This window comes from Enterobacter sp. 342 (assembly GCF_036663495.1).
In the GTDB taxonomy this organism is placed as follows: Bacteria; Pseudomonadota; Gammaproteobacteria; order Enterobacterales; family Enterobacteriaceae; genus Enterobacter.
In genome coordinates this window covers 273,160-286,233 of sequence record NZ_JAWUEI010000001.1, presented here as the reverse complement: position 1 = coordinate 286,233, position 13,074 = coordinate 273,160, and the positions used below count along the sequence as shown (strand labels likewise).

10 protein-coding genes are annotated in these 13,074 nt (G+C 49.0%); 2 read left to right on the top strand and 8 right to left on the bottom strand.

All coding sequences use genetic code 11. The features are described 5' to 3' along the window. Positions 1 to 2: 2 nt before the first annotated feature. From oppF to V6E55_RS01360, 6 genes are all read right to left on the bottom strand, one after another. Positions 3 to 1,007, bottom strand: a complete 1,005-nt coding sequence (gene oppF / locus V6E55_RS01385) for a murein tripeptide/oligopeptide ABC transporter ATP-binding protein OppF (RefSeq protein WP_114977023.1) — start codon at positions 1,005 to 1,007, stop codon at positions 3 to 5. After that, entirely contained in the window at positions 1,004 to 2,017 is a 1,014-nt protein-coding gene (locus V6E55_RS01380) for an ABC transporter ATP-binding protein (RefSeq protein ID WP_028018775.1), read from the bottom strand. Before V6E55_RS01380 ends, oppF begins: the two co-directional genes overlap by 4 nt. 11 nt (positions 2,018 to 2,028) lie before the next feature. Next, positions 2,029 to 2,937, bottom strand: a complete 909-nt coding sequence (gene oppC, locus V6E55_RS01375; RefSeq protein ID WP_114977022.1) for an oligopeptide ABC transporter permease OppC — start codon at positions 2,935 to 2,937, stop codon at positions 2,029 to 2,031. A gap of 12 nt (positions 2,938 to 2,949) precedes the next feature. Continuing rightward, positions 2,950 to 3,870, bottom strand: coding sequence for an oligopeptide ABC transporter permease OppB (gene oppB / locus V6E55_RS01370; protein ID WP_114977021.1), 921 nt, complete (start codon positions 3,868 to 3,870; stop codon positions 2,950 to 2,952). A gap of 84 nt (positions 3,871 to 3,954) precedes the next feature. Continuing rightward, positions 3,955 to 5,586 (bottom strand): oligopeptide ABC transporter substrate-binding protein OppA, encoded by a 1,632-nt coding sequence (gene oppA, locus V6E55_RS01365; RefSeq protein WP_114977020.1) that lies wholly within the window; start codon positions 5,584 to 5,586, stop codon positions 3,955 to 3,957. Positions 5,587 to 6,356: 770 nt separating this feature from the next. Continuing rightward, the gene (locus V6E55_RS01360; protein ID WP_021240330.1) at positions 6,357 to 7,004 is read right to left on the bottom strand and encodes a YchE family NAAT transporter; all 648 of its coding nucleotides are present in this window, start codon (positions 7,002 to 7,004) and stop codon (positions 6,357 to 6,359) included. A 477-nt stretch (positions 7,005 to 7,481) separates the two neighbouring features. Here V6E55_RS01360 and adhE point away from each other — a divergent pair, with 477 nt between their 5' ends. After that, entirely contained in the window at positions 7,482 to 10,160 is a 2,679-nt protein-coding gene (gene adhE, locus V6E55_RS01355; protein WP_129995632.1) for a bifunctional acetaldehyde-CoA/alcohol dehydrogenase, read from the top strand. Positions 10,161 to 10,224: 64 nt separating this feature from the next. Here the strand turns inward: adhE and tdk are convergent, their stop codons facing one another. Beyond that, positions 10,225 to 10,839, bottom strand: a complete 615-nt coding sequence (tdk, locus tag V6E55_RS01350) for a thymidine kinase (RefSeq protein ID WP_114977018.1) — start codon at positions 10,837 to 10,839, stop codon at positions 10,225 to 10,227. Between the two features lie 550 nt (positions 10,840 to 11,389). Between tdk and hns the strand changes: the two genes are divergently transcribed. Further along, positions 11,390 to 11,803, top strand: a complete 414-nt coding sequence (hns, locus tag V6E55_RS01345; RefSeq protein ID WP_008502781.1) for a histone-like nucleoid-structuring protein H-NS — start codon at positions 11,390 to 11,392, stop codon at positions 11,801 to 11,803. 200 nt (positions 11,804 to 12,003) lie between these two features. Here the strand turns inward: hns and galU are convergent, their stop codons facing one another. After that, complete coding sequence (galU, locus tag V6E55_RS01340; protein ID WP_028018769.1) at positions 12,004 to 12,912, bottom strand: UTP--glucose-1-phosphate uridylyltransferase GalU; 909 nt, start codon at positions 12,910 to 12,912, stop codon at positions 12,004 to 12,006. Between the last annotated feature and the right edge of the window lie 162 nt (positions 12,913 to 13,074).

Below are 13,074 nucleotides of genomic sequence, written 5' to 3'. Positions count from 1 at the left end.
GATTATAACGGGTCTACTTTCAGGCAGGAAACCGCATGTCGGAAACTGCCTTCCAGAACCGGCCGCGTTTTCGCGCATTCCGGCCCGGCCATAGGGCATCGCGTACGGAAGACGCAGCCCGACGGCGGGTTAATTGGTGAGGGCAATTCCCCTTCCAGAAGCTGAATCGTTTTATTCTTTTCCAGGTCAGGATCGGGGATCGGCACCGCAGACATCAGCGCTTTGGTATAAGGATGCAGTGGGTTGTGGTACACCTCATCATAGGTGCCCAATTCCACAGCATGGCCTAAATACATCACCAGTACGCGGTCAGAAATGTGTTTCACCACGGCCAGATCATGTGCGATGAAAATGAGTGACAGCCCCATTTCACGCTGTAGTTTCTGCAGCAGGTTAACCACCTGTGCCTGAATGGACACGTCCAGCGCAGACACTGGCTCATCACAGATAATCAGCTTCGGTTCGAGGATCAACGCACGTGCAATACCAATACGCTGACACTGGCCGCCTGAGAATTCGTGCGGGTAACGGTTGATAAGGTTAGGCAGTAGCCCAACTTTCATCATCATTGCCTTCACGCGATCGCGCACTTCCTGACGAGCCATCTTCGGATGATAAGTACGTAGCGGCTCGGCAATAATCTCACCGATGGTCATACGCGGGTTCAATGATGCCAGTGGATCCTGGAAAATCATCTGGATATCACTACGCACGTCACGCCACTCGTCAGGCTTCATCCCCAACAAGTCTTTACCCAGCCAGGCCACTTTGCCGCCAGTGGCTTTTACCAGACCAATAATGGCGCGCGCGAAGGTAGATTTACCGCAGCCAGACTCCCCTACCACGCCCAGGGTTTCGCCTTCGTACAAACGCAGCGTGACCCCATCGACCGCTTTCAGGGTCTTGGGTGGTTGCCAGAACCACTGCTTACCGTCTTTGATGTCAAAATGCACTTTGAGGTCAGCGATTTCGAGCAGCACATTACGTTTTTCATCTAATGCGTTCATACCAACTCCTCCTGCGGCTTAAAGCAGGCGCGCAGACGGCCTGGTGCAAACGCTTCCAGCGGCGGAGCGCTGTTGCAGATTTCCATCGCGTGCGGGCAACGCGGCTGGAACGGACAACCTTTCGGCAGACGCAGCAGGTTTGGCGGGTTACCCGGAATAGTGAGCAGAGATTCCCCTTCCGCATCGAGACGCGGTACCGCATTCAACAGACCAATTGAGTACGGGTGGGCTGGGTGATAGAACACATCCCGCGCGTTGCCATATTCCATGGTACGGCCGGCATACATCACCAGCACTTTGTCACAGATACCCGCAACCACGCCCAGGTCGTGGGTGATCATGATGATCGCTGTGTTGAACTCGCGCTTAAGCTCGTTTAACAGGGTCATGATTTGTGCCTGAACGGTGACGTCCAGCGCGGTGGTGGGTTCATCGGCAATCAGCAGTTTTGGCCGGCACAGCAACGCCATCGCAATCATCACACGCTGACGCATGCCACCAGAAAATTCGTGCGGGAACATGCGCATGCGCTTACGGGCTTCCGGCATTTTCACCGCATCCAGCATTTTGACTGACTCTTCAAACGCTTCCGCTTTGCCCAGACCTTTGTGCAGCATCAGGACTTCCATCAACTGCTCGCCAACCCGCATGTACGGGTTCAGCGAAGTCATCGGATCCTGGAAAATCATCGAGATCTGCTCGGCACGCAGCTTGTTCAGCTCATGCTCTGGCAGGTTGAGGATTTCACGTCCGTTGAATTTCGCAGAACCCCCGATAACACCGTTTGCAGCCAGCAGTCCCATCAACGCAAATGCGGTCTGGGATTTTCCGGATCCAGATTCACCGACAATCCCCAGCGTTTCACCTGCACGCAGGTCGAAGTTGAGATCGTTAACGGCGGTAACGTCTCCGTCCGGGGTTTTAAAGGTTACACGGAGATCTTTCACATCCAGCAGAAGTTTGCTCTGCTGTTGCGCCTGCGGCGCAGTGGCCGTTTCAATAATTGTCATGACGGCGCTCCTTAACGGTCTTTCGGGTCGAGGGCATCACGCAGGCCATCGCCGATAAAGTTAAAACAAAACAGGGTGACAACCAGGAAACCCGCCGGATAAAGCAGTAACCACGGTGATACTTCCATGGAGTTTGCACCATCACTCAGGAGTGCCCCCCAGCTGCTCAAAGGCTCTTGCGTACCCAGCCCCAGGAAGCTCAGGAAGGATTCAAACAGGATCATGCTTGGTACCAGCAGTGAAGCATAAACCACTACCACACCCAGCACGTTAGGAACGATATGACGAACCACAATATTACCGATTGATACACCACCTACCTGCGCGGCTTCGATAAACTCTTTGCGTTTGAGGCTCAGTGTCTGTCCGCGCACAATACGCGCCATATCCAGCCAGGAAACCATTCCGATAGCCACGAAAATCAACAGGATGTTCTGGCCGAAGAAGGTCACCAACAGGATAACGAAGAACATGAACGGGAAGGAGTTCAGGATTTCCAGCAGACGCATCATCACGGAGTCTACTTTACCGCCAAGGTAACCAGAGAGTGAGCCATAGAGCGTGCCCACAATCACCGCCACCAGTGCAGCAGCGATACCCACCATCAGCGAAATACGGCCTCCGATAGCGACACGCACCAGCAGATCGCGCCCGGAGGAATCCGTACCAAAATAGTGTCCGGACTCCATATCAGGTGCGCTGGACATCATGCCCCAGTCAGTGTCGAAATAGGTAAATTGCGACAGCATCGGCGCCAGGGTCACAAACAGCGCGATGATCACCAGAACAACCAGACTGGCAACCGCGGCACGGTTGTGCATAAAGCGGCGGCGCGCGTCCTGCCAGAGGCTACGACCTTCTACTTCCAGTTTTTCACTGAAGTTTTCCAGCGCCTCGCTGTTTTTCTTACTCAACATCATGGCGTGCTCCAGTTAGTAACGGATTTTCGGGTCGATGACGGCATACAGCACATCGACAATTGCGTTAAAGAGAATGGTCAGAGCACCAACGAGAATGGTCAGGCTCAGTACCAGCGAATAGTCGCGGTTGAGCGCGCCATTTACGAACAGTTGACCAATACCCGGCAGACCGTAGATGGTTTCGATAACCATTGAGCCAGTGATGATCCCGACGAATGCCGGCCCCATGTAGGAGAGCACAGGTAACAGCGCTGGTTTGAGTGCGTGGCGGAAGATAATCCGACGCATCGGCAGCCCTTTTGCGCGCGCGGTGCGAATGAAGTTCGAGTGCAACACTTCAATCATTGAACCTCGGGTGATACGCGCAATACTGGCAATGTACGCCAGAGATAATGCCACCATCGGCAAAATCATGAACTTTAACGCCCCGCCGTTCCAGCCACCGCCAGGTAGCCATTTCAGCGTGATGGCAAATATCATCACCAGTAACGGCGCGACAACGAAGCTGGGTATGACTACCCCGGTCATCGCCACCCCCATTACGGTATAATCCCATTTAGTATTTTGTTTAAGTGCGGCGATAACGCCCGCAGACACTCCGAGAACAACGGCCAGCAAGAACGCCGCAGCACCCAGTTTTGCCGATACCGGGAAGCTGGAAGCCACCAGGTCGTTAACGGAATAGTCTTTATATTTGAATGACGGTCCAAAATCACCGTGAGCCAGTTGCTTCAGATAATTGAAGTATTGGGTGGAGATAGGATCGTTCAGGTGATATTTCGCTTCAATATTCGCCATGACTTCTGGCGGCAACGTACGTTCACCGGTAAATGGACTTCCCGGCGCAAGACGCATCATGAAGAAGGAAATTGTAATAAGAATAAACAGCGTTGGAATCGCTTCAAGACAGCGACGTAGGATAAATTTCAACATTGCCCGTACCTTCTGGCGTGTGCCTATATATTGTGACGTTGGTTAGACACCGTGGGGCGAGTAAACTCGCCCCACTCATTGCCATTAATGCTTGATAATATACAAGTTTTTAACGTAGATATTATCCATCGGGTCTTTACCGGTATAGCCACCTACCCACGGTTTCACCAGACGGGCGTTAACATAGTAGTAAACCGGAACGATCGCGGAGTCTTTATCCAGCTGCTGCTCAGCTTTAGAGTACAGTTCAGTACGCTGTGCTTCGTCAGTGGTTTTCAGCGTATCGCCAATCAGCTTGTCAAACGCCGGGCTCTTATAGTGCGCGGTGTTGTTTGAGCTGTCGCTCAGCATGGTGTTCAGGAAGGAGGTCGGTTCGTTATAGTCCGCACACCAGCCAGCACGCGCCACGTCAAAGGTGCCCTGATGACGGCTATCCAGGAAGGTTTTCCACTCCTGGTTTTCCAGCTTCACGTTTACGCCCAGGTTCTTTTTCCAGATCGAGGCAACAGCGATAGCCAGTTTTTTGTGCAGATCAGAGGTGTTATACAGCAGGCTGAAAGTCAGCGGCTTATCTGCAGTGTAGCCCGCTTCAGCAAGCAGTTTCTTCGCTTCTGCGTTACGCTGCTCTTGCGTCTGTTTGAACCAGTCTGGCTCAGTCAGTTTTGCGCCATCGGTGTATGGAGGTGTATAGCTGTATGCTGGCAGATCGCCCTGGTTTTTCACTTTGTTCACGATGATATCGCGATCCAGTGCCAGTTTCAGTGCTGTACGGACACGTACATCGGTAAACGGTGCTTTCTGGTTGTTGATTTCGTAGTAATAGGTGCACAGATACGGATCAACATGCACTTCTTTAGGAATTTCTTTTTTCAGCTTCTGGAACAGTTCAATCGGCATGTTGTTATAGGTCATGTCGATTTCACCGCTACGGTAGCGGTTAACGTCAGTCACTTCGGAAGAAATTGGCAGATAGGTCACCTGATTAATCACGGTTTTCGCGTTGTCCCAATATTGCGGGTTACGCTCCAGAACCATACGTTCGTTGACTACCCAGTCTTTCAGTTTGTAGGCACCGTTGGTCACGATATTGGCAGGCTGAGTCCATTTTTCACCAAATTTTTCTACGGCGGATTTTGGTACTGGAGAAACAGACGGGTGAACCAGCAGCTTATAGAAGTACGGAACAGGTTCGCTCAACGTAACTTCAAAGGTATTCGCATCGATCGCTTTCACGCCCAGGTCGGTGACCGGTTTTTTGCCTGCGATGATGTCATCAATATTGGCAATGTGGCCATATTGCAGGTAGCTCGCATACGGAGAGGCGGTATTTGGATTCGCCAGACGCTGCCAGCTATAAACGAAATCTTCGGCGGTAACCGGCGTGCCGTCAGACCATTTCGCATCTTTACGCAGATGGAAGGTCCAGACTTTGAAATCTTTATTTTCCCATTTTTCTGCCACACCCGGTGCCGGGTGGCCGTCTACGTCAGTCACCAGCAGACCTTCGAACAGGTCGCGGTTAACGTTAGACTCAGGAACACCTTCAATTTTATGCGGGTCAAGAGACTGAACTTCCGCACCGTTGTTACGAACCAACGTCTGTTTTTCAGCCAGTTGAACACCTGCAGGTACGTCCGCAGCCATTGCAGCGTTGCCCGCGATTAGCGCAGTTAAAATCCCCGCCGCTACCAGATTTTTTTTTGTGATGATGGACATTGTGTTGGTACTCCACTCATTATAATGACTGGCTTTCGCCAGCTGTGTAATCCCCTGTTGGGGCCTGTACAGCGCAGGAGTTTTTTTTGCTGCTGCCAGGTTCTTCTTTTTACTTCTTGCTATCACCGACTTTTTTATTACTGACCGCTCGTATGGCCGTCTTGCGTCGATTCTTTACAGGCCTCCCCTGTTTGAGACCTGCGTTGGATATCTGAGAAGAGAAGCATATGAAAATAATTCTCATCTACTTGTTTTATGCTGCAAAATAGTAGGCCGGAAAGTATCAAATGGCGTAAACGCACGCCAATACATTTTGCAAATTTGTTAAGCAATTCTCTTTTACGGTGAGAACCGTATCGTTGAGGGCAGCCCTGCCAGACATCAAACGCCACTAAAAAGCATGACATTCAATAAGATAGAGAAAACCTTCTCTACAAGCGCGTCGCTGCGCTATCATCGAGAGTTTTTGTACAAAAATTTAACAACTGGTTATTATTTAGCACATTCATCTAGGGGAATGTTGAAATTACTAATATCATTTCGGTTATCTCTCAGCAAGCCCCAGAGTATCATGTGAGTAAAATAACAGAGCGATCGAAGGTTTTCTGTGCAGGCGGGTTAGGCGGGAATTAATAACTTATTGAAATACAAGAGATGAACATTATTAGTAGAATTTATTATGATATGTGAGCATTTCAACTTTAGTTATATGATTTGCTGATAATCACGTAAAAAAACGGAGCCATAGCTCCGTTCTTTCATATGAAATATTAGTGTAACAAGCCGGGGAAAATGCTTTTAATACCGGTGACAATAAATTCGATCCCTAACGCCATCAACAGCAGGCCCATGATACGCGTTATGACGTTGATGCCCGTCTGGCCCAACAACCGCACCAGCCACGGTGCCATACGGAATACTCCCCAGCAGCAGAGCGCGAAAATGGCAATGGCCACGGAAAAGCCAATCAAATGCATCAGGCTATGGTAACGCGTGCCCCAGACAATAGTTGAACTGATGGCGCCAGGGCCAGCCATAAGCGGTAAAGCCAGCGGTACCACGCCAATGCTTTCACGGATGGCGGTTTCTGACTTCTCCTGTTTGTTCTGTTTATCCTCACCCAGCTTACCGCTGATCATAGACATGGCGATGGTCACAACCAGGATCCCACCCGCAATGCGGAAAGAGTCGATCGAAATCCCGAAGAGCTGAAGAATGGCGTCCCCCAGAAAAAGGGAGGTGAGCAATATAATAGCCACTGACAGGTTAGCGGTGAGGTTGGTCTTGTTCCTGGCCGCCGCCGTCTGGTAACTGGTCATACTAATGAAGACAGGAATGATCCCCACCGGGTTGACCAGGGCAAACAAACCAATAAAAAATTTAAAATACGTTGGAAAATCAAAGAGCGTTTGGATCACGTTTTGCTCCGCTTATGCGCATGCCCGGGACTGACAATTTGTCATGTGAAATCGCGCTGAAGATACCCTTTTTATTAGCATACTTCACTCGAAATCTGTGCCAAAACGTTATCATTTCAGGATGTTAAACATATGTAGAATCAATGATAGCGCCACTTCCAATACTTACGTAATTATTTAACACTGGAAAAATCTCAAAGAAATAACCCTGCTGAAAGGTATCAGCTTGGGGGGAAATTGACGCAGATCATGATTTCCGTACTCAGAAGTGAGTAATCTTGATTACACCCCAGGGAGGTCACCTGACAAAAAGGGATGATGCTAAGGTAAGGCTCTTTTAGTAAATTAGTGTGCTGGTGTAGAAAGTAACTCTTTGTTTTATTTTGTGTTACGCAAGTCATATCAGCTCTGTCTATACTGTCTGACGTATCGAGCGCTGGTTTACTAAAAGAGTTTAAACATTATCAGGAGAGCATTATGGCTGTTACTAATATCGCTGAACTGAACGCCCTCGTCGAGCGCGTTAAAAAAGCCCAGCGTGAATATGCCAATTTCACCCAAGAACAGGTTGATAAAATCTTCCGCGCGGCCGCTCTGGCTGCTGCAGATGCTCGAATCCCTCTCGCTAAAATGGCCGTTGCCGAATCCGGTATGGGTATCGTTGAAGATAAAGTGATCAAAAACCACTTTGCTTCTGAGTATATCTACAACGCCTATAAAGATGAGAAAACCTGTGGCGTGCTGTCTGAAGACGACACCTTCGGTACTATCACGATTGCAGAACCTATCGGCATCATTTGCGGTATCGTTCCAACCACCAACCCAACGTCTACTGCTATCTTCAAATCACTGATTAGCCTGAAGACTCGTAACGCAATCATCTTCTCCCCACATCCACGTGCGAAAGATGCAACGAACAAAGCTGCAGATATCGTATTGCAGGCTGCTATTGCTGCGGGCGCACCAAAAGATCTGATCGGCTGGATTGATCAACCTTCTGTTGAACTCTCCAACGCCCTGATGCACCACCCTGACATTAACCTGATCCTGGCGACCGGTGGTCCTGGCATGGTTAAAGCAGCGTACAGCTCCGGTAAACCAGCAATCGGCGTAGGCGCAGGTAACACTCCTGTTGTTATCGACGAAACGGCTGATATCAAACGTGCCGTTGCTTCTGTTCTGATGTCCAAAACCTTCGATAACGGCGTTATCTGTGCATCTGAACAGTCCGTTGTTGTTGTAGATTCTGTGTATGACGCCGTTCGCGAACGTTTCGCCAGCCACGGTGGCTACATGCTGCAAGGTAAAGAGCTGAAAGCCGTTCAGGACATCATCCTGAAAAATGGCGCACTGAACGCCGCTATCGTTGGGCAGCCAGCGTATAAAATTGCTGAACTCGCAGGTTTCACCGTTCCGGCAACCACTAAGATCCTGATCGGTGAAGTGAAAGTTGTTGATGAGAGCGAGCCATTTGCACACGAAAAACTGTCTCCGACTCTGGCAATGTACCGCGCGAAAGATTTCGACGATGCAGTAGAGAAAGCAGAGAAACTGGTTGCCATGGGCGGTATCGGTCACACTTCTTGCCTGTATACCGACCAGGATAACCAGCCAGAGCGTGTTGCTCACTTCGGTCAGAAGATGAAAACTGCACGTATCCTGATTAACACCCCTGCTTCTCAGGGTGGTATCGGTGACCTGTACAACTTCAAACTCGCACCTTCCCTGACTCTGGGTTGTGGTTCCTGGGGTGGTAACTCCATCTCTGAAAACGTTGGTCCAAAACACCTGATCAACAAGAAAACCGTTGCTAAGCGAGCTGAAAACATGTTGTGGCACAAACTTCCGAAATCTATCTACTTCCGCCGTGGCTCTCTGCCAATTGCGCTGGATGAAGTGATTACTGATGGCCACAAACGTGCGCTCATCGTGACTGACCGTTTCCTGTTCAACAACGGCTACGCTGACCAGATCACCTCTGTTCTGAAAGCGGCTGGCGTCGAAACTGAAGTCTTCTTTGAAGTTGAAGCTGACCCAACCCTGAGCGTTGTTCGCAAAGGTGCTGAACTGGCGAACTCCTTCAAACCAGATGTGATTATCGCTCTGGGTGGTGGTTCCCCAATGGATGCCGCGAAAATCATGTGGGTGATGTACGAACATCCTGAAACTCACTTTGAAGAACTGGCACTGCGCTTTATGGATATCCGTAAACGTATCTACAAGTTCCCGAAAATGGGCGTAAAAGCGAAAATGATCGCCGTTACTACCACTTCCGGTACCGGTTCAGAAGTGACTCCGTTTGCGGTTGTTACTGACGATGCAACAGGTCAGAAATACCCACTGGCTGACTACGCACTGACCCCAGACATGGCGATTGTTGACGCCAACCTGGTCATGGAAATGCCGAAATCACTGTGTGCATTCGGTGGTCTGGATGCGGTAACTCACGCTCTGGAAGCTTACGTTTCCGTACTGGCGTCTGAGTTCTCTGATGGTCAGGCTCTGCAGGCTCTGAAACTGCTGAAAGAAAACCTGCCAGCATCCTACAATGAAGGGTCGAAAAACCCTGTAGCACGTGAGCGTGTACACAGTGCAGCAACCATCGCCGGTATCGCGTTTGCTAACGCCTTCCTGGGTGTTTGCCACTCAATGGCGCACAAACTGGGTTCTCAGTTCCACATTCCTCACGGTCTGGCGAACGCCCTGTTGATCAGCAACGTTATCCGTTATAACGCGAATGACAACCCAACCAAGCAGACTGCATTCAGCCAGTACGACCGTCCGCAAGCACGTCGCCGTTACGCTGAAATCGCTGACCATCTGGGTCTGAGCGCTGCGGGTGACCGTACTGCTGCGAAGATTGAGAAACTGCTGGCATGGCTGGAAAGCCTTAAAGCTGAACTGGGTATTCCTAAATCTATCCGTGAAGCTGGCGTTCAGGAAGCTGACTTCCTCGCCCACGTAGATAAACTGTCCGAAGATGCCTTCGATGACCAGTGTACTGGTGCTAACCCGCGCTACCCACTGATCTCCGAGCTGAAACAGATTCTGCTGGATACCTACTACGGTCGTGAGTTCAAAGAAGGTGACGTTGCGGCTGTGAAAACAGAAGCTCCTGCCATCAAAACTGACAAGAAAGCGAAGAAAAGCGCTTAACTGACAGTCTGATAAAAAACCCGCCAATGGCGGGTTTTTTTATGTCTGAAGAACAAGGTAAAGATTATTTTCTGTTGTCGTGCTGAATCGCCGTCAGTGAGCCTGTCGTTAACGCTTCTTTATAATGCTTACGGCAGACCGAAACATAGCGTTCATTGCCACCTATCACCACCTGTTCACCGTCTGCATAAGGCTTACCGGCCTGGTCGAGACGAAGCACCATACTGGCTTTCCTGCCGCAAAAGCAGATAGTTTTGAGTTCAACGAGTTTATCTGACCAGGCAAGTAAATACTGACTCCCTGCAAATAGTTCGCCACGGAAGTCTGTACGCAGCCCATAGCAAAGAACAGGGATATCGAGTTCGTCTACTACCTCTGAAAGGGCATGAACCTGCTCACGCGTCAGAAACTGACTCTCATCAACCAGAACGCAATGAATAGGCTGTGCGGCATGTGCAGTACGAATGTCCTCCAGCAGGTCAGTTTGCGGGTTAAACAGCCGGGCTGGAGACGAAAGTCCTATTCTGGAACTCACCTTCCCTGCACCAAAGCGATCGTCAATTTCAGCCGTATAAACAACAGTACGCATTCCTCGTTCCTGGTAATTGTACGAGGATTGAAGCAGTGCTGTGGATTTGCCGGCATTCATTGCCGAATAGTAGAAATAAAGTTGTGCCATTGGCCGTAAAACCCTAATCAATGTGTAATATTCCCGATGATTGATTGTACCATATTTTGTCTGGTCAACAGCGACACAACGCACAGACGATGCGGTTCAGAGCGGAGTTAAGCGCCCTTCGACTACGAAAATAATCCGTTAAAACAGAGAGTAAACGCAATCAGTCTGGCCTATATGTTATAAGGTCAGTCAAACATAACACTTCTTTTTATAGTGGAATCAATGTTCATTAAAATTCACTATTTATTAACTATTACTGTCTTAACATCACTCAATGGAACTAATACGAAAGGCTGATATTTATCCGCAGCAACTATAATTCCTGCGGTAAATGTCACAAAAAAAAGATGCAATCGAGCAGGTTGCGTAGGCCTGGGCTGATAACAAGCAAGATTGTTGGGTGATGGAATTTAAGTTAGCGTAATTAATACTAGCGGCATTATTTAGTATTTTTTGAATTCCTTACATTCCTGGCTATTGCACAACTGAATTTATGGCTCTATTATTAGGTCAACAAACCACCCCCCATTATAAGTTTGAGATTACTACAATGAGCGAAGCACTTAAAATTCTGAACAACATCCGTACTCTTCGTGCGCAGGCAAGAGAATGTACCCTCGAAACGCTTGAAGAAATGCTGGAAAAATTAGAAGTTGTAGTTAATGAACGTCGTGAAGAAGAAAGCGCTGCTGCTGCTGAAATCGAAGAGCGCACTCGTAAACTGCAACAATATCGTGAAATGCTGATTGCTGATGGTATCGATCCGAATGAATTGCTGAACAGCATGGCTGCAGCTAAAACCGGCACCAAAGCAAAACGCGCTGCTCGTCCTGCTAAATATAGCTACGTTGACGAGAATGGCGAAACTAAAACCTGGACTGGCCAGGGTCGTACACCTGCTGTTATCAAGAAAGCTATGGATGAGCAAGGTAAACAGCTGGATGACTTCCTGATCAAGGATTAATCAAGTCACATTCCATAAAATCCCGCTTAATGCGGGATTTTTTTTAACCACAATTTTATCACCAACATCCCCTTACACTCTGTCATAGAATCTTATTCGGCTATTGCCATCGCTTACAAACAAACGGGATACGTGGTTGTTGTGGGCATAAAAAAACCGGTGGGCAGCGCCTCACCGGTCTCAAACATTTGCGGCCTTGGTTATTTCTTAATACCTACGCTCTCTTTGAGCCAGGTTTTAAATTCTTCACCCAGGGTATTGTGACGAATGCCATATTCAACAAACGCCTGCATATAACCGAGCTTATTACCGCAGTCATGGCTCTTACCTTTCATATGGTAAGCCTCAACGGTCTCTTTCTCGATCAACATATCAATGGCGTCGGTCAGTTGGATCTCATCACCCGCTCCTGGAGGCGTTTTAGCAAGCAGAGGCCAGATTTCCGCACTCAGTACATAGCGACCAACCACTGCCAGGTTAGAAGGCGCCACGTCGGCTTTTGGCTTCTCTACAACGCCAACCATTGGCACGCTTTCGCCAGGCTCAAGGTTAACGCCTTTGCAGTCAACCACACCGTAAGCGGTCACGTCTTCAACTGGCTCAACCATAATCTGGCTGCTACCTGTTTCATCAAAACGTTTGATCATCTCAGCCAAATTATCCTGAGAAAGATCTGATTCGTATTCATCCAGAATTACGTCTGGCAGTATTACCGCCACTGGCTCATCACCGACAACAGGGTGGGCACACATAACCGCATGACCCAGGCCTTTAGCCAGCCCCTGACGAACCTGCATAATAGTCACGTGCGGAGGGCAAATAGACTGCACTTCCTGTAACAACTGACGCTTAACGCGCTTTTCCAGCATGGCTTCAAGTTCAAAACTTGTATCGAAATGGTTTTCGATAGAGTTTTTTGATGAATGCGTAACCAGCACAATTTCAGTGATGCCGGCTGCGATACACTCATTAACGACGTACTGGATTAATGGCTTATCAACCAGAGGCAGCATCTCTTTAGGAATCGCCTTAGTTGCTGGTAACATCCTGGTCCCCAATCCCGCTACCGGGATAACGGCCTTTCTGACTTTCGAATTTAGGGCAGCCATTCAAATTCTCCTGAGCTGTTCAAGTTTTGAACTTTTATGCAATAAATAACGCGTTGAGTATATCAGCCTCGCCCCACAGTTCGGGTCTGAAAAGAACGCGTTGCCGATCAATTAGGATAAATACGCATGAATCTGGGCAGGGATAGTAGCACTCCCCGCAAA